Source organism: Cupriavidus sp. CPT47-8839-RL05A, from assembly GCF_058792255.1.
This window is the reverse complement of record NZ_JBYTEG010000016.1, coordinates 159,103-175,388: the sequence shown is the minus strand read 5'-3', so window position 1 is coordinate 175,388 and position 16,286 is coordinate 159,103. Positions and strand designations below refer to the sequence as shown.

Annotated in this window: 13 protein-coding genes and 1 pseudogene; 13 read left to right on the top strand and 1 reads right to left on the bottom strand. The window is 65.4% G+C overall.

Features of this window, described 5'->3' with window-relative positions; translation table 11 throughout:
- The 10 genes and pseudogenes from AC3WVS_RS20615 to AC3WVS_RS20570 all read left to right on the top strand — a co-directional run.
- A pseudogene (locus tag AC3WVS_RS20615) lies at nt 1-141 on the top strand (ABC transporter ATP-binding protein); the annotation flags it as partial.
- Between the two features lie 74 nt (nt 142-215).
- Nucleotides 216-1,424 (top strand): ABC transporter substrate-binding protein, encoded by a 1,209-nt coding sequence (locus tag AC3WVS_RS20610; RefSeq protein ID WP_492320132.1) that lies wholly within the window; start codon nt 216-218, stop codon nt 1,422-1,424.
- 151 nt (nt 1,425-1,575) lie between these two features.
- Entirely contained in the window at nt 1,576-2,460 is an 885-nt protein-coding gene (locus tag AC3WVS_RS20605; protein WP_414224838.1) for a branched-chain amino acid ABC transporter permease, read from the top strand.
- Nucleotides 2,460-3,515, top strand: a complete 1,056-nt coding sequence (locus AC3WVS_RS20600) for a branched-chain amino acid ABC transporter permease (RefSeq protein WP_492320131.1) — start codon at nt 2,460-2,462, stop codon at nt 3,513-3,515. Before AC3WVS_RS20605 ends, AC3WVS_RS20600 begins: the two co-directional genes overlap by 1 nt.
- Before the next feature lie 403 nt (nt 3,516-3,918).
- On the top strand, nt 3,919-4,383 hold the full coding sequence (locus AC3WVS_RS20595) for a hypothetical protein (protein ID WP_492320130.1): 465 nt from the start codon (nt 3,919-3,921) through the stop codon (nt 4,381-4,383).
- Between the two features lie 81 nt (nt 4,384-4,464).
- On the top strand, nt 4,465-5,226 hold the full coding sequence (locus AC3WVS_RS20590; RefSeq protein WP_492320129.1) for a sulfite exporter TauE/SafE family protein: 762 nt from the start codon (nt 4,465-4,467) through the stop codon (nt 5,224-5,226).
- 290 nt (nt 5,227-5,516) lie between these two features.
- Entirely contained in the window at nt 5,517-6,668 is a 1,152-nt protein-coding gene (locus tag AC3WVS_RS20585; RefSeq protein WP_010811281.1) for an ABC transporter substrate-binding protein, read from the top strand.
- A 559-nt stretch (nt 6,669-7,227) separates the two neighbouring features.
- Complete coding sequence (locus tag AC3WVS_RS20580; RefSeq protein WP_058698082.1) at nt 7,228-8,280, top strand: branched-chain amino acid ABC transporter permease; 1,053 nt, start codon at nt 7,228-7,230, stop codon at nt 8,278-8,280.
- 3 nt (nt 8,281-8,283) lie between these two features.
- The gene (locus AC3WVS_RS20575) at nt 8,284-10,125 is read left to right on the top strand and encodes a branched-chain amino acid ABC transporter ATP-binding protein/permease (protein WP_492320128.1); all 1,842 of its coding nucleotides are present in this window, start codon (nt 8,284-8,286) and stop codon (nt 10,123-10,125) included.
- Nucleotides 10,126-10,134: 9 nt separating this feature from the next.
- On the top strand, nt 10,135-10,878 hold the full coding sequence (locus tag AC3WVS_RS20570; protein WP_492320127.1) for an ABC transporter ATP-binding protein: 744 nt from the start codon (nt 10,135-10,137) through the stop codon (nt 10,876-10,878).
- A 259-nt stretch (nt 10,879-11,137) separates the two neighbouring features.
- Here AC3WVS_RS20570 and AC3WVS_RS20565 read toward each other — a convergent pair whose 3' ends face one another.
- Complete coding sequence (locus AC3WVS_RS20565; RefSeq protein WP_492320126.1) at nt 11,138-12,073, bottom strand: LysR substrate-binding domain-containing protein; 936 nt, start codon at nt 12,071-12,073, stop codon at nt 11,138-11,140.
- A 153-nt stretch (nt 12,074-12,226) separates the two neighbouring features.
- On the opposite strand from AC3WVS_RS20565, the gene AC3WVS_RS20560 reads away from it, so the two are divergent.
- The 3 genes from AC3WVS_RS20560 (at nt 12,227) to mnmG (ending at nt 16,267) form a co-directional block, all read left to right on the top strand.
- A complete protein-coding gene (locus tag AC3WVS_RS20560; RefSeq protein ID WP_492320125.1) occupies nt 12,227-13,222 on the top strand; it encodes a tripartite tricarboxylate transporter substrate binding protein BugE in 996 nt (331 codons plus the stop codon).
- 3 nt (nt 13,223-13,225) lie between these two features.
- The gene (locus tag AC3WVS_RS20555) at nt 13,226-14,098 is read left to right on the top strand and encodes an N-formylglutamate amidohydrolase (RefSeq protein WP_492320124.1); all 873 of its coding nucleotides are present in this window, start codon (nt 13,226-13,228) and stop codon (nt 14,096-14,098) included.
- A gap of 210 nt (nt 14,099-14,308) precedes the next feature.
- Complete coding sequence (gene mnmG / locus AC3WVS_RS20550; RefSeq protein ID WP_492320123.1) at nt 14,309-16,267, top strand: tRNA uridine-5-carboxymethylaminomethyl(34) synthesis enzyme MnmG; 1,959 nt, start codon at nt 14,309-14,311, stop codon at nt 16,265-16,267.
- Nucleotides 16,268-16,286: the final 19 nt, after the last annotated feature.

The window sequence follows — 16,286 nt, the reverse complement described above, 5'->3', positions numbered from 1 at the left end:
ATGGTGGAGCAGAACTTCCGCTTCGCCGCGCCGCTGGCCGACCGCTTCTACGTGATGGAGCATGGCAGCATCGTCGAGCGCTTCGCAGCCAATGAGCTGGAAGCCAAGATGCCGGTGCTGCACGAACTGCTCGGGGTCTGATCCGCACGGATCATGGGTTGATGTTTGGCAGGAACGGGTGGCGCGCACGCCGCCGCAAATCAGGAGACATAGACATGAAAAAGACTCGGCTCGCGGCCGCGATGGCGGCCATTGCCATGGGTGCGGTTTCCTTCAGCGCCGTTGCCCAGGTGTCCGGCGACACTGTGAAGATCGGCTATATCACCGACATGTCGGGCCTGTACGCCGACATCGACGGCCCCGGCGGCCTGGAAGCCATCAAGATGGCGGTCGAGGACCGCGGCGGCAAGGTGCTGGGCAAGCCGATCGAGATCGTCTCCGCTGACCACCAGAACAAGGCCGACATCGCCGCCTCGAAGGCACGCGAATGGATGGACCAGCAGGGCCTGGACATGCTGCTGGGCGGCACCAACTCCGGCACCGCGCTGGCCATGAACAAGGTGGCCTCGGAGAAGAAGCGCGTCTACATCAACATCGGTGCCGGCACCGCGCGCCTGACCAACGAAGAGTGCTCGCCGTACACGGTGCACTACGCCTATGACACGGTGGCGCTGGCCAAGGGCACCGGCAGCGCGGTGGTCAAGCAGGGCGGCAAGTCGTGGTTCTTCCTGACCGCCGACTACGCCTTCGGCCATTCTCTGGAAAGCGACACCGCGGCCGTGGTCAAGGCCAACGGCGGCACGGTGGCGGGCCAGGTGCGCCATCCGCTGTCGGCATCGGACTTCTCGTCGTTCCTGCTGCAGGCGCAGTCGTCCAAGGCGCAGATCCTGGGCCTGGCCAACGCCGGCGGCGACACCATCAACTCGATCAAGGCGGCCAAGGAATTCGGCATCACCAAGTCGATGAAGATCGCCGGCCTGCTGATGTTCATCAACGATGTGCACAGCCTCGGGCTGAAGAACACCGAAGGCCTGCTGATGACCGACAGCTGGTACTGGGACATGAACGACGACACCCGCAAGTTCGCCAACCGCTTCTTCGGCAAGATGAAGAAGATGCCGAGCAGCCTGCAGGCGGCGGACTACTCGGCGGCCAGCACCTACCTGAAGGCGGTGGAAGCAGCGAAGACCGACGATCCGGACAAGGTCATGGCCGAGTTGAAGAAGATGAAGATCAACGACTTCTACACCAAGGGCTATATCCGCCAGGACGGTCGTGGCATCCACGACATGTACCTGATGCAGGTGAAGACCGCGGCAGAGTCGAAGAAGCCGTGGGACTACCTGAAGGTGGTCGCGACCATCCCGGGCGACCAGGCCTTCACCACGGTGGCCGAGTCGAAGTGCGCAATGCTGAAGAAGTAAGCTGATGTGAGATCCGCCGGCGGCGCGCCACCTGCGTGCCGCCGGCATCGGACGCGGTTCTTTGCTGCGGTGTTCGCCGCAGCGTTCGCATTACCTGGCACCAACCGCAGCAATCCCCGTCATACAACGGCGGTATCAACGGCACTCCGCGATGGACATCTTCGGAATCCCCTTGCCGGCCATGCTTTCCCAGCTATTGCTGGGGCTGGTCAACGGCGCCTTCTATGCGATGCTGAGCCTGGGCCTGGCGGTTATCTTCGGCCTGCTCAACGTCATCAATTTCGCGCACGGCGCGCTCTTCATGCTCGGTGCGGTGCTGGCCTGGATGGGCATGGAGTACGCCGGGCTGAACTACTGGATCATGCTGCTGCTGTCGCCGCTGGTCGTTGCCGCGCTGGGCGTGGTGATCGAGAAGACCATGCTGCGCTGGATCTACAAGCTCGACCATATCTACGGCCTGCTGCTGACGCTGGGCATCACGCTGGTGATCGAGGGCATCTTCCGCTCGATCTACGGCGTCTCCGGGCTGCCGTACTCGACGCCGGATGCGCTGCAGGGCGCGACCGACCTGGGCTTCATGATCCTGCCCAACTACCGCGCGTGGGTCGTGGTGGCGTCGCTGGTGGTGTGCTTTGCCACCTGGTACGTGATCGAGAAGACCAAGCTGGGCGCCTACCTGCGCGCCGGCACCGAGAACCCCAAGATGGTCGAGGCCTTCGGCGTCAACGTGCCGCTGATGGTGACGCTGACCTACGGCTTCGGCGTGGCGCTGGCCGCGTTTGCCGGGGTGCTGGCCGCGCCGGTGATCCAGATCTCGCCGCTGATGGGGCAGAACCTGATCATCATCGTGTTCGCGGTGGTGGTGATCGGCGGCATGGGTTCGATCATGGGTTCGATCCTGACCGGCCTGGGGCTGGGCGTGATCGAGGGCCTGACCAAGGTGTTCTATCCTGAAGCATCGTCGACCGTGGTGTTCTTCATCATGGTGATCGTGCTGTTGCTGCGCCCGGCCGGGCTGTTCGGGAAGGAGAAGTGATGAGCGTACCCTCCACATCATCGACGCCATCCACGGTGGCGGCCAACGCGGGCAACGCAGGAAAGGGACAAGGCGTGCAGAAGAAACTGTTGTACGGATTGCTGCTGCTGGCACTGGTGGCCGCGCCGCTGGCCGGCGCGTATCCGGTGTTCGTGCTCAAGGTGCTGTGCTTCGCGTTGTTTGCGTGCGCCTTCAACCTGCTGATCGGCTATACCGGGCTGCTGTCGTTCGGCCATGCGGCCTTCTTCGGCGGCGCTGGCTATGCCGCCGGCCATGCCATGAAGGTCTGGGGCGTGACCCCGGAAATCGGCCTGATCCTGGGCACCGGTGCGGGCGCGCTGATCGGCTACGTGGTGGGCTCGCTGGCCATCCGCCGGCAGGGCATCTACTTCTCGATGATCACGCTGGCGCTGGCGCAGATGCTGTTCTTTATCTGCCTGCAGGCGCCGTTCACCGGTGGCGAGGACGGCTTGCAGGGCATCCCGCGCGGCAAGCTGTTCGGGGTGCTGCCGCTGTCGGACGACCTGACGCTGTACTACGTGGCGCTGGCGATCATTGTGGCCGCCTTTGCGCTGATTGTGCGCACGGTGCATTCGCCGTTCGGCCAGATCCTGAAGGCGATCAAGGAGAACGAGCCGCGCGCGGTCTCGCTGGGCTATGACGTCGACCGCTTCAAGCTGACCGCCTTCGTGCTGTCGGCGGCGCTGTCGGGGCTGGCCGGCTCGATCAAGGCGCTGGTGCTGGGCTTCGGGACGCTGACCGACGTGCACTGGTCGATGTCGGGCTCGGTCATCCTGATGACGCTGGTCGGCGGCCTGGGCACATTGTCGGGCCCGATTGTCGGTGCCTTCGTGGTGGTCGCGCTGGAGAACAAGCTCGGCGACATCGGCAACTTCCTGGCGTCGGTCACCGGCATCTCCTGGTTCGGCACGCTGGGCGAGTCGGTGACGATGGTGACCGGCGTGATCTTCGTGATCTGCGTGCTGACTTTCCGCCGTGGCATCATGGGCGAGCTGCTGGCGCGCTTCGGGGGCCACTCGGGCAAGCGGGAGTAACCCGGCACGAGTGACCGCGGGTCGACATGCCCGATTCTGGGGCTAGGGTTTTTTCTAGCTTGTCCTCGATGCACCGCTTCGTTACATTCCATATACGGTTTTCGCAGGTTAAATGGAGGCGGAAGCGAGGAGACGACAGGCGCGCACCCGGTGTCGGGTAGCAGCGTTATAAATAAAGGGCGTTGCCGGGTGATCCTCGGCAACGCTTTTTTCATTTGGGCCTCCCAATCGCTCCTGTGGCGCTTTCGCCCCATCATGGGGCATCCAGGCTGCACCGGCATCACCTGGCTACCCGCCACATGCGACAATGCGGGCGCTCTCATTGCCCGCCATGCCTGCCGCACCTGATTCCCCCCACTCCCCAGCCGTTCCGGATCTTCCCGACACACCTGCGCCGCAGGGCTTGGTACGCCTCGGGCTGGGCGCCGATGCAGTGACGCTGGAAGCCTGGCTGGCTACGGTGCAGCCACTGCCGGTGCCCGCCGCGCGCGCGCGCCGGCTGATGCTGGACGAGCTGCTGGCCCAGTCCGGGCGCGGCATCTGCCTCCTGGTGAACGACGCGCAGGCTCCGCACGATCTGCTGGCGTGCCTGCCGGTGGCGCTGCTCCCGAGCCTGGAGCTTGCCGGGCTGGCTGCCTGCGGCATCGAGTGGTGGGTACGGCCCGGGCTGGACGGCGGGTCCCGCCGCGCCTGCCTTGAGGCCTGCTGCGCCACGCTGGCCGACTGGGGCCGTGCGCACGGTATCCGCCATGCGCTGCTGGCGCCGCGGCTGGTGGCAGGGCAAGGCGGCGCGCCGCCGGGCTTCAGCCCGCATGGCAACGGCATGTGGCACCGCAGCCTGGTGCCTGTGGCCAAGGCGCTGGGCTGAACTGATACCGCCTGGCAGCGCGCCGGCCCGCCCGCACCGATCTCCTCCGATCCTTTCCTTTTCGCTTCCCTGCTTCCTGCAATGACGGAATTCGCATTCCTGGCGGTTGCCGCCTTTCTCGCCGGCCTGATCGACGCGGTCGCCGGCGGCGGCGGCCTGGTACAAATCCCGGCGATGTTCTCGGCCTATCCCAATGTCGCGCCGGCCACGCTGCTGGGTACCAACAAGATGGGCTCGATCGCGGGCACCGCCAACGCGGCGCTGCGCTACGGCCGCAGCGTGCGCATCTACTGGGGCGCGACCGCGCCCGCGGTGGTGGCGGCCCTTATCTTCTCGATGGCCGGTGCCTGGGCGCTGACCAAGATTCCGGCCGAGCCGCTGCGCAAGGCGCTGCCGTTCGTGCTGGTGGTGTTGCTGGTCTACACCGTGGCCAAGAAGGACCTGGGTACGGAACACGCGCCGACGCTGTCGGGGTCGCGCGAGCGCATCGCGGCGCTGCTGGCCGGCGCCGCCATCGGCTTCTATGACGGCGTGTTCGGTCCGGGCACCGGCAGCTTCCTGATGATCGCGTTCGTGCGGGTGTTCGGCTATGACTTCCTGCACGCGGCGGCCTCGACCAAGGTGGTCAACCTTGCCACCAACCTGGCGGCGCTGCTGTTGCTGGCCAGCAAGGGCCATATCTGGTGGCAGCTGGGCCTGGTGATGGCGGTGGCCAACATCGCCGGCAGCCAGGTAGGCAGCAAGCTGGCCCTGCGCCACGGCAGCGCCTTCGTGCGCAAGGTGTTTATCGTGGTGGTGAGCGCGCTGATCCTGAAGACCGCCTGGGACGCGTTCCTGCGCTGACGGCGAAGCCGGGCGGCGCTTGCGATGCGGGTTAATCCTCCCTTTTCGCGCCAAGTCGCTGTGCTAGACTCGATCCGAATTCCCGACCGCGCGGTCGGTGAATAGCCGGAGCGCGCCGATCCGGGGGAGTGGTGCGGACGGGGAAACTGGGGAGCGGCCTGGCGTCGTTCCTGGCTGTAGCGCAGGTGCCGGCGATGTGCCTGCGTCAGACCCGAGGGGTCGACAAAAACGGGCATCCGCCGGTGGACGCCGGACGGATGCCTTTCCGTTTCAGGAACCGAGGAGACAAGATGGATTTCAAGCGCGCCAGCCTGCTGGCAATCGCTGCGGCGAGCCTGGTTGCCGGTGCAGCCCAGGCACAGGTCAAGGTCGGGGTGACGGTGTCGGCCACGGGTCCGGCGGCATCGCTGGGTATTCCGGAGAAGAACACCTTCACGCTGATGCCCAAGGAAATCGCGGGCAAGAAGATCGAGTACATCGTGCTGGACGATGCCTCCGACACCACCACCGCGGTCAAGAACACCCGCAAGCTGATCAGCGAAGACAAGGTCGACGTGGTGGTGGGTTCCACCGTGACGCCGAACTCGCTGGCGATGGTAGACGTGGTGGCCGAGAACGATACGCCGATGATCACCATGGCCGCCTCGGCGCGCATCATCGAGCCGATGGATGCCAAGCGCGCCTGGGTCTTCAAGACGCCGCAGAATGACTCGCACATGGCGACCGCCATTGCCGAGCACATGACCAACAACAACGTGAAGACGGTGGCATTCATCGGCTTCGCGGATGCCTATGGCGACAGCTGGGCGCAGGAGTTCGCCAAGGTGGCGGAGCTGCGCAAGATCAAGGTGGTCGCCAACGAGCGCTTTGCCCGTACCGATACCTCGGTCACCGGCCAGGTGCTGAAGATGATGAGCGCCAATGCCGACGCCGTGCTGATCGCAGGCTCGGGTACGCCCGCGGCGCTGCCGGCCAAGACGCTCAAGGAGCGTGGTTTCAAGGGCAAGATCTACCAGACCCACGGCGTGGCCAATGCCGACTTCCTGCGCGTGTGCGGCAAGGATTGCGAAGGCACGTTCCTGCCGGCCGGGCCGCTGCTGGTGGCTGAGCAATTGCCGGACAGCAATCCGGTGAAGAAGCCGGCCATGTCCTACAAGACTTCTTACGAGAAGGCCTTCGGCGGCCAGGTCTCGACCTTCGGCGGTCATGCCTGGGATGCGGGGCTGATCCTGCAGCATGCCATCCCTGAGGCGCTGAAGAAGGGCCAGCCGGGTACCAAGGAATTTCGCAAGGCGTTGCGGGATGCGATGGAGCAGACCAAGAACCTGCCGGTTTCGCATGGGATCATGAACATGAGTGCTACCGACCACCTTGGCTTTGATCAGCGGGCGCGGGTGATGGTGCAGATTGTTGATGGGAAGTGGAAGTTGCTGACTAAGTGAAGGTTGGGGGCGGCGTGGCGCCATGCGGTTGGGTGTCGCGCTTGCCAAGCGCTGCTGTTTCGCCGGCGTAGCCGGCGAGTCACTTTTTGTCCGAGCGACAAAAAGTAACCAAAAACGCGTCGTCTGTGCGGCTGGCAATCAATTCCACGGCGTTGGTGGTTCGAGCGGTGGTGCTTGCCGTTTGGGCGTGGGTGCCCGTTCGACCCTGCTACGCCACGTGAGTGTGTGCCAGTGCCTGCGTTAGCCCACTATTGAACGATCCCCATGCAGGGCGTAGGCCGCCTGCTGCCGACAGCATCGCGGGGACGCCTACGGCTGCTGCGCAGGCCCAAAATGCGCTGACGGTCATTGGGCGCTGCGCGAAGCGCCACGCCTGCCAAGAGAGCGACATCCAACCGCATGGCAACAATGCGAAACGCCCCCATACAGACCTCTCGTTAGGGCTTGCCTGTATTTCTACATTAGGCAATCCGTTTACTATTGCGTAAATCCCAAAGCGCACAGCACCCTGTCGGCCCCCATATGATGCAGGCAGGTATTTCCAAAAGACGGGGAGACAATGGACTTATCAATCGCTGCCATCCTGGCCCAGGACGGCATCACCTCGGGCGCGATCTACGCGCTGCTGGCACTGGCCCTGGTGCTGGTGTTCTCGGTGACCCGGGTCATCTTCATCCCGCAAGGGGAGTTTGTTGCCTACGGCGCGCTGACGCTGGCGGCGATGCAGGCCGGTCACGCGCCGCAGACCAGCTGGCTGCTGCTGGCGATGGGGGCGCTGACCTTCGTCTATGAAACCGTCACGGTGCTGCGCAGCGCCGAGTTGCGCCGCACGCTGGGCCAGCGGCTGGCGGTGCTGGCCGGCAAATACCTGGTGTTCCCGCTCGCGGTGCACTGGCTGGCGCAGCAGTATGGCGCGCAGCCGCTGCCGATGCTGGCGCAGATCGCGCTGACGCTGCTGATCATCATCCCGCTGGGGCCGATGCTGTACCGGCTGGCCTACCAGCCACTGGCCGAGGCCAGCACGCTGGTGCTGCTGATCGTCTCGGTCGGCGTGCACTTTGCGCTGGTGGGGCTGGGCCTGGTGATGTTCGGCGCGGAGGGCTCGCGCACCAATGCGTTCTCGGATGCGCGCTTCGACGTGGGCGCGCTCAGCATCTCGGGCCAGAGCCTGTGGATCGTGGGCGTGTCGGCGCTGCTGATCGGGGCGCTGTACTTCTATTTCGAGCGCACGCTGCAGGGCAAGGCGCTGCGCGCGACCGCGGTGAACCGGCTGGGCGCGCGCCTGGTCGGCATCGGCACCACGCAGGCGGGGCGCCTGTCGTTCACGCTGGCCGCGGCGATGGGCGCGCTGTGCGGCATCCTGATCGCGCCGCTGACCACCGTGTACTACGAGTCGGGCTTCCTGGTGGGCCTGAAGGGCTTTGTCGGCGCCATCGTCGGCGGGCTGGTGAGCTACCCCGTGGCGGCGCTCGGTGCGCTGCTGGTGGGCCTGCTTGAATCCTATTCGTCCTTCTGGGCCAGCGCGTTCAAGGAGGTCATCGTCTTCACACTGATCATTCCGGTGCTGCTGTGGCGCTCGCTGACGAGCAAGCATGTCGAGGAGGAGGAATAAGCCATGACCATGCTGACCGACAAGCAGGCGCGGGTGGCCAGTGCCGAGGCAGGCAGCCGTGCGCGGCTGAACCGCAACCGGGTCCTGGTGCTGGCTTTCATTGTGGTGCTGGTGTTGCTGCCGGCGCTGCCGACGCCGGAGTTCTGGATCACGCTGGGCAACTACATCGGCCTGTACAGCATCGTGGCGATCGGGCTGGTGCTGCTGACCGGGGTGGGCGGCATGACCTCGTTCGGGCAGGCCGCGTTCGTGGGGCTGGGCGCGTACAGCACGGCCTACCTGACCACGCAGTTCGGGCTGTCGCCCTGGTTCGGGCTGATGGTGGGGCTGGTGATCACGATGGCATCGGCCTATGTGATCGGGCTGATCACGATGCGCATGTCCGGCCACTACCTGCCGCTGGCGACCATTGCCTGGGGCCTGTCGCTGTTCTTCCTGTTCGGCAACCTGGAGTTCCTGGGCAAGTATGACGGCCTGAACGGAATCCCGGTGCTGTCGTTCTTCGGCATCGAGCTGCAGTCGGGCCGCTCGATGTTCTACCTGATCTGGGCGGTGGTGCTGCTGGCCGTGCTGGCGATGCAGAACCTGCTGAACTCGCGCCCGGGCCGCGCCATCCGCGCGCTCAAGGGCGGCGGCGTGATGGCCGAGGCCATGGGCGTGAACACCGCGTGGATGAAGGTGGTGATCTTCGTGGTGGCGGCGGTCCTGGCGTGCGTGTCGGGCTTCCTGTACGCGCACCTGCAGCGCGCGGTGAACCCGACGCCGTTCGGCCTGAACTACGGCATCGAGTACCTGTTCATGGCCGTGGTCGGCGGCGTGGGCCATGTGTGGGGCGCGGTGCTGGGCGCGGGCATCCTGACCATCCTGAAGGATGTGCTGCAGGGCGTGCTGCCCAAGCTGCTCGGTGCCAACGGCAACTTCGAGATCATCGTCTTCGGCGTGCTGCTGGTATTGCTGCTGCAATACGCGCGCGATGGCATCTGGCCGTTCCTGCGGCGTCTGGTGCCTTCGGGGCCGCCGGTGCTGGCGCCGGCGCAGGCCGAGGCCCTGGCCGTGCGCCAGAAGCCCGAGGCCGGCGACCTGATCCTGGATGTGCGCGCTGCGCGCAAGGAGTTCGGCGGGCTGGTGGCGGTGAACGATGTCAGCTTCCAGGTGCGCGCGGGCGAGATCATCGGGCTGATCGGTCCCAATGGCGCGGGCAAGTCCACCACCTTCAACCTGGTGACGGGCGTGCTGCCGGTCACGCGCGGGGAGGTGCGTTACCGCGGTGAAGTGATCTCGGGCCTGCCGTCGCGCGAGATCGTCAAGCGCGGCATCGGCCGCACCTTCCAGCACGTGCACCTGCTGCCGACCATGACGGTGCTGGAAAACGTGGCCATCGGCGCGCACCTGCGCGGTGATTTCCGCGCCCAGGGCGGCGTCTCTGCCGCGATCCTGCGCTTGAACAAGGCCGAGGAAGAGAGGCTGCTGTTCGAAGCGAAGCGCCAGCTTGAACGCGTGGGCCTGGCCGATTGCATGTACATGGAAGCCGGCAGCCTCGCGCTGGGCCAGCAGCGGATTCTTGAAATCGCGCGTGCGCTTTGCTGCGACCCCGCGCTGCTGTTGCTCGACGAGCCGGCAGCGGGCCTGCGCTACAAGGAGAAGCAGGCCCTGGCCGAACTGCTGCGCAAGCTCAAGGGCGAGGGCATGAGCGTGCTGCTGGTCGAGCACGACATGGATTTCGTGATGAACCTGACCGACCGGCTGGTGGTGATGGAATTCGGCACGCGCATTGCCGAGGGCGTGCCCGAGGAAGTGCAGAAGAACCCCGCGGTGCTGGAAGCCTATCTGGGTGGCGTGGAGTAAGGACCGGACATGAGCCTGATTCTCGAAGTGAAGGACCTCCACGTCCGCTACGGCAAGGTGGAAGCGGTGCACGGCACCAACCTGAAGGTGGAGGCCGGCAAGATCGTCACGGTGATCGGCCCCAACGGTGCCGGCAAGTCGACCATGCTCAATGCGATCATGGGTGCGCTGCCGGTGACGGGGTCGTCGAGCGGCTCGGTCAGCTACCTCGGCCACGACATGGCCGGCATCCCGGTGGAGGGGCGCGTTGCGCGCGGCATGTGCCTGGTGCCGGAGAAGCGCGAGCTGTTTGCGTCGATGACGGTGGAGGACAACCTGCAGCTGGGCGCCTTCCGCCGCAAGCGCGCCGGCGAGAAGAACTACCTGGACCAGATGGACGTGGTCTACGACCTGTTCCCGCGCCTGCGCGAGCGCGCCCGCCAGGACGCCGGCACGCTCTCCGGGGGCGAGCGCCAGATGCTGGCGGTGGGGCGCGCGCTGATGGCCAAGCCGCAGTTGCTGATGCTGGACGAGCCCAGCCTTGGCCTGGCGCCGCTGATCGTGAAGGAGATCTTCCACATCATCAGCAACCTGCGCCAGACCGGCGTGGCTACGCTGCTGATCGAGCAGAACGCGCGCGCCGCGTTGCAGGTGGCGGACTACGGCTATGTGATCGAAACCGGCGATATGGCGATGGAAGGACCGGCCGACGAGCTGGCTGCGAACCCGAAGGTGATCGAAACCTATCTTGGATTGGCAAAAAAGGCGGCTTGATCTGCCCGGTTTTCGCCAGAGGAATGAGGGCCTGCGGAAGCAGGCCCTTCTCTATTGGTGGTGTGAATAACTTTGGGGATAACCCAATTCAGAGGCGCTTCGGACTGATGTCGCTACCGGCGCGCTGATGTAGGCACGCCAATATCCATTGGAGTGATTTTTGGTAATCAAATTTATCAAATATTATCTATCTAGATAATAATTTGAGGAAATTTATCTGCAGGATGAATGTATTTATACAAGATTTTTGTTCTGTAAGTCATCCAGTGAATAAAGTGTCGATGCCGCTGCCTGTATCCTTCGCTGCGGTCTCCAGCAGCCAATCACGGAAGCATGTCAGCGCCGGATGATCGCGCCGTTCCTTCGGCGCACACAGGAAATAGCCCCGTTGCAGCGTAATTGGCAGGTCAAACGGCGCCGTTACGCGTCCGGCGGCAATTTCGTCGCGCACCAGGCAGCGCTGCAGCACGGCGACGCCAATGTCGGCGCGCACCGCCTGGATCAGGATCGAGACCTGGTCGAATGCTGTGGATAACCTTGGCGCAGCGTTGGGTACGCCGGCGGCCTGCAGCCAGTTTTGCCAGTTCGCCGGCGCGGTGGTGTGGTAGAGCAGAGGCTCGTCCAGCAGCTCCGCGGGAGACTGCCAGTGGCCGGCCTCGCGCCGTGCCCGGGCGCGGTCCGGATGGCAGACCGGCACCATTTCACGTCCCACCACATAGTCGGCCTGCAGGCCGGGCCACTTGCCGGCTTCACCCGCCAGGATGGCGGCGTCGGGGGAGGGGCCGGAGAGATCCTCGTCGCGCTGGTACGGGACGAAGTCCAGCCGGATTTCCGGATGGCGGCGATGGAAGTCCGGCAGGCGCGGCACCAGCCAGACGCTGGCCAGCGTGGGCACGACGGACAGCGTCAGGTGGTGCCGGCGGTCACCGGCGCGCAGGGCGGCGCTGGCATGCTCGATCGTGGCCAGCGGCTCGGCCACGGCCTCAAGCAATTTCCGGCCGGCATCGGTCAGTACCAGCCGGTGGGCATTGCGCTGTAGCAGCGGCTGCCCGAAATGCGCTTCCAGCCGCGCGATGGCACGGCTGATGGCACCCTGGGTCACGCACAGTTCGTCCGCCGCACGCGTAAAGCTGCCCAGCCGTGCCGCGGTGGCAAAGGCGTGCAACTCGGACATCGATGGGGAATGCAGCCGCATGGCGGGGGAGGGGAGTAAGGGCGGGACGGCTGCCGGAGCGACCGCTGCAGGATGATCTTTGGTAATGCAAACGTGCAATATAGTCGTTTGTGCCCGCCCGGTAAACGGCTGACACTCGTCCGGTTCATGCACAAAACCAACAGGAGAAACCCCATGATCCGAGCCAGGATGTCCCGCCGCCAGCTGCTGCTGTCCGGTACCGCCGCCGCTGCCACGCTGGCCTTTGCCGGCAACGCGTTCGCGCAAGCCAATTACCCGACGCGCCCGATCCGCCTGATCGTGCCGTTCGCTGCGGGCGGCTCCACCGACCTGTCGGCGCGCCTGGTGGCAGAGTTTGCCGGCCGCGAGCTGGGCCAGTCGATCGTGGTCGAGAACAAGGGCGGCGCCGGCGGCTCGCTGGGCATGGAGCAGGTGGCCAACGCCGCGCCCGATGGCTACACCATCGGCATGGCCACGGTCAGCACGCACGGCTCCAACCCCGCCGTATTCCCGAAACTCAAGTACGACCCGATCAAGGACTTTGCCCCGATCACCAACGTGGTGTCGATGCCGAGCGTATTCACGGTGCATCCGAGCGTGCCGGCGAAAACCATGCAGGAATTCATTGCCTTAGCCAAGGCCAATCCGGGCAAGTATTCGGTTGCCTCGCCGGGCACAGGGACCCTCGGCCACGTAAATCTTGAGAACTTCCAGATGCTGGCGAAGATCGAGTTGCTGCACGTGCCGTACAAGGGTGCCGGCCTTGGGCTCAATGATGCGGTGGCAGGGCAGGTCAATGCGATCTCGGACAACCTGGCCTCGGCGCTGCCTCATGTGAAGTCGGGCCGCCTGCGCGCGCTGGCGGTGCTGGGCGCCACGCGCTCGCCGCAGTTGCCAAACGTGCCCACCTATGCGGAATTGGGCTACAAGGAGATGGGCGACGGCGGCTGGTTCGGCATCGTCGCGCCCGCGGGCACGCCGCCCGCCATCGTGGCAAGGCTGAACCAGGCCATCCTCAAGGCCATGCAGAACCCTGAATTCAAGCGCAAGGTGGAGGAGTCCGGCGGCACGTTGGTGCCGACCACGCCGGAGCAGTTCAAGGCCCAGATCCAGCAGGCCATTGCGCGCTATGCCCGCGTCGCCAAGGCCGCCAACATCCAACTGGACTGACGCATGGCTGAAGCGAATCACCTGGCCGCCGCACTGCCGCCGGTCATCGTGCGCTTGCCGGAAGGGGAGGCGCTACCGCTGGTGTGTGACTCGCCGCACAGCGGCACCGCGTACCCGGCCGACTTCGGCGCGGCGATTCCTGCCGCGCGTCTGCGCGGGGGGGAGGACACGCACGTCGATGCCCTGTGGGAGGCCGTGCCCGCAGCAGGCGGTACGCTGCTGGCGGCCACCTTCCCGCGGGTCTATATCGACCCGAACCGGATGCCCGACGACATCGATCCGGCCCAGCTCGACGGCACTTGGCCGACGGCACTGGCCCCGGGGCCGAAGACGCAGCTGGGCTACGGCCTGATCTGGAGCCGGGTCGACGCCAGCACGCCGATCTATGACCGCCGCCTGTCCGTGGCGGAAGTGCAGGCCCGTATCGACCGCTACTACCGGCCGTACCATGCGGCGTTGGCCGAGGCCGTGGAGGGTGCTCACCAGCGCTTTGGCGCGCTCTGGCACCTGAACCTGCACTCCATGCCCAATAACGCCTACGAGCGGCTCAAGATCGCTAGCCCGCACCCGCTGGCGGACTTTGTGCTCGGCGACCGGGACGGCACCACCTGCGAGCCGGGGCTGGTCGACCTGGTCGCAAGGGAACTGCGCGGCATGGGTTACACGGTGGCGCGCAACGACCCGTACAAGGGCGTGCAGCTGATCGCGCAGATCGGCCGGCCGGCCGAGCGGCGCAATAGCCTGCAGATCGAGATCCGGCGGCCGCTGTATATGGACGAGGTGAGCCGCGAGCGCAATGCCGGGTTCGCCACCTTGCAGCGCAATCTTGGCAAGCTGACCGGGCAGGTTGCGGGGTATATCCGCGCGCAGCTCTGAGACGCTTGTTCCACGTGAAACATCCGGCCGGGCCATGTGCTCGGCTTTTTGTTTCACGTGGAACATAACGTCGCTTTCGAGCGACTCGCCGGGTATCGCCAACGCCATGTTTCACGTGAAACATGGTTACCGCCGGAAAGCGGCTAGTCGATTGCCGCTATAATTTCGCATTCCCGTATTTTCCCGCCAGCCTCCCGGAGGAGGTGTCCCATGCTTTACCCAAAAGAATTCGATGTCATCGTCGTCGGCGGTGGTCATGCCGGCACTGAAGCTGCACTCGCCGCGGCCCGTATGGGCTGCCAGACGCTGCTGCTGACTCACAACATCGAGACGCTGGGTCAGATGAGCTGCAACCCGTCCATCGGGGGCATCGGCAAGGGGCACCTGGTCAAGGAAGTGGACGCCATGGGTGGTGCCATGGCCGCCGCCACGGACGAGTCCGGCATCCAGTTCCGCATCCTCAACTCCAGCAAGGGCCCGGCGGTGCGCGCAACGCGCGCCCAGGCGGACCGCGTGCTGTACCGTAAGGCCATCCGTACAAGACTGGAGAACCAGCCGAACCTGATGCTGTTCCAGCAGGCCGTAGACGACCTGATGGTGGAGGGCGACCGCGTCGTCGGCGCCATGACGCAGGTGGGCATCGCCTTCCGCGCCCGCGCGGTGGTGCTGACTGCCGGCACCTTCCTGGACGGCAAGATCCACGTCGGGCTGGATAACTACACCGGCGGCCGCGCCGGCGACCCGGCAGCGGTGTCGCTGTCGGCGCGCCTGAAGGACCTGAAGCTGCCGCAAGGCCGCCTGAAGACCGGCACGCCGCCGCGTATTGACGGCCGCACCATCGATTTCTCGGTGATGGAAGAGCAGCCTGGCGACCTGGATCCGGTGCCGGTGTTCTCCTTCCTGGGGCGCCCGGAGCAACACCCGCAACAGCTGCCGTGCTGGATCACCCATACCAATAGCCGCACCCACGACATCATCCGTGGCGGGCTGGACCGCTCACCGATGTACACCGGCGTGATCGAAGGGGTAGGGCCGCGCTACTGCCCCAGCATCGAGGACAAGATCCATCGCTTTGCCAGCAAGGAAAGCCACCAGATCTTCCTGGAGCCCGAAGGCCTGACCACCAACGAGTTCTACCCCAACGGGATCTCGACCAGCCTGCCGTTCGACGTGCAGCTGGAACTGGTGCACTCGATCCGCGGCATGGAGAACGCGCATATCCTGCGCCCCGGCTATGCGATCGAGTATGACTACTTCGATCCGCGCGGGCTGAAGGCTTCGCTGGAGAGCAAGGCCATCCGCGGCCTGTTCTTTGCGGGACAGATCAATGGCACCACCGGTTATGAAGAAGCCGCCGCGCAGGGCCTGCTGGCCGGCATCAACGCTGGCTGCTATGTGCGTGAACGCGATGCGTGGACGCCGCGCCGTGACCAGGCCTACCTGGGCGTGCTGGTCGACGACCTGATTACCCGCGGTGTGACCGAGCCGTACCGCATGTTCACCAGCCGCGCGGAGTTCCGCCTGAGCTTGCGGGAAGACAATGCCGATATGCGTCTGACTGAGGTCGGCCGTGAACTGGGCGTGGTCGACGATGCACGCTGGGATGCCTTCAACCGCAAGCGCGATGCTGTTTCACGTGAAACAGAGCGCCTGAAGAGTACCTGGGTCAACCCGGCCATGCTGCCAGCGGAAGATGCCGTGCCGCTGCTGGGCAAGCCGATCGAGCGCGAGTACAGCCTGGCCGACCTGCTGCGCCGGCCGGAAGTCCGCTATGAAGCACTGATGGCGCTGCAGGGCGGCCGACATGGCCCGGAAACGCCGCTGGACGCCGAGCCGATGCTGGCAGAGCAGATCCGCGAGCAGATCGAGATCGGCATCAAGTACCACGGCTATATCGCCCGCCAGGCGGCGGAGGTCGACAAGCTGGAAGCCAACGAGTCGACGCGCCTGCCGGAAGGGCTGGACTACACCGAAGTGCGTGGCCTGGGCTTCGAGGTCAGCCAGAAGCTGAACCAGCATCGTCCGGAAACGCTGGGCCAGGCCTCGCGCATTTCCGGCGTGACGCCGGCCGCGATCTCGCTGCTGCTGGTGCACCTGAAGAAGAAGGGGCTGGGGCGCACGCGCGCTGAGTCGGCCGCGCCTTCCAGCAACTCTGAAGAGGCTGCCTGAGTGCCCGGTCCGCGACACA

Coding starts and splice junctions, on each gene's coding strand:
- mnmG (WP_492320123.1), top strand. CDS start 14,309: ATGCTTTACCCAAAAGAATTCGATGTCATCGTCGTCGGCGGTGGTCAT.
- AC3WVS_RS20565 (WP_492320126.1), bottom strand. CDS start 12,073: ATGCGGCTGCATTCCCCATCGATGTCCGAGTTGCACGCCTTTGCCACC.
- AC3WVS_RS20585 (WP_010811281.1), top strand. CDS start 5,517: ATGGATTTCAAGCGCGCCAGCCTGCTGGCAATCGCTGCGGCGAGCCTG.
- AC3WVS_RS20575 (WP_492320128.1), top strand. CDS start 8,284: ATGACCATGCTGACCGACAAGCAGGCGCGGGTGGCCAGTGCCGAGGCA.
- AC3WVS_RS20590 (WP_492320129.1), top strand. CDS start 4,465: ATGACGGAATTCGCATTCCTGGCGGTTGCCGCCTTTCTCGCCGGCCTG.
- AC3WVS_RS20580 (WP_058698082.1), top strand. CDS start 7,228: ATGGACTTATCAATCGCTGCCATCCTGGCCCAGGACGGCATCACCTCG.
- AC3WVS_RS20600 (WP_492320131.1), top strand. CDS start 2,460: ATGAGCGTACCCTCCACATCATCGACGCCATCCACGGTGGCGGCCAAC.
- AC3WVS_RS20610 (WP_492320132.1), top strand. CDS start 216: ATGAAAAAGACTCGGCTCGCGGCCGCGATGGCGGCCATTGCCATGGGT.
- AC3WVS_RS20555 (WP_492320124.1), top strand. CDS start 13,226: ATGGCTGAAGCGAATCACCTGGCCGCCGCACTGCCGCCGGTCATCGTG.
- AC3WVS_RS20570 (WP_492320127.1), top strand. CDS start 10,135: ATGAGCCTGATTCTCGAAGTGAAGGACCTCCACGTCCGCTACGGCAAG.
- AC3WVS_RS20560 (WP_492320125.1), top strand. CDS start 12,227: ATGATCCGAGCCAGGATGTCCCGCCGCCAGCTGCTGCTGTCCGGTACC.
- AC3WVS_RS20605 (WP_414224838.1), top strand. CDS start 1,576: ATGGACATCTTCGGAATCCCCTTGCCGGCCATGCTTTCCCAGCTATTG.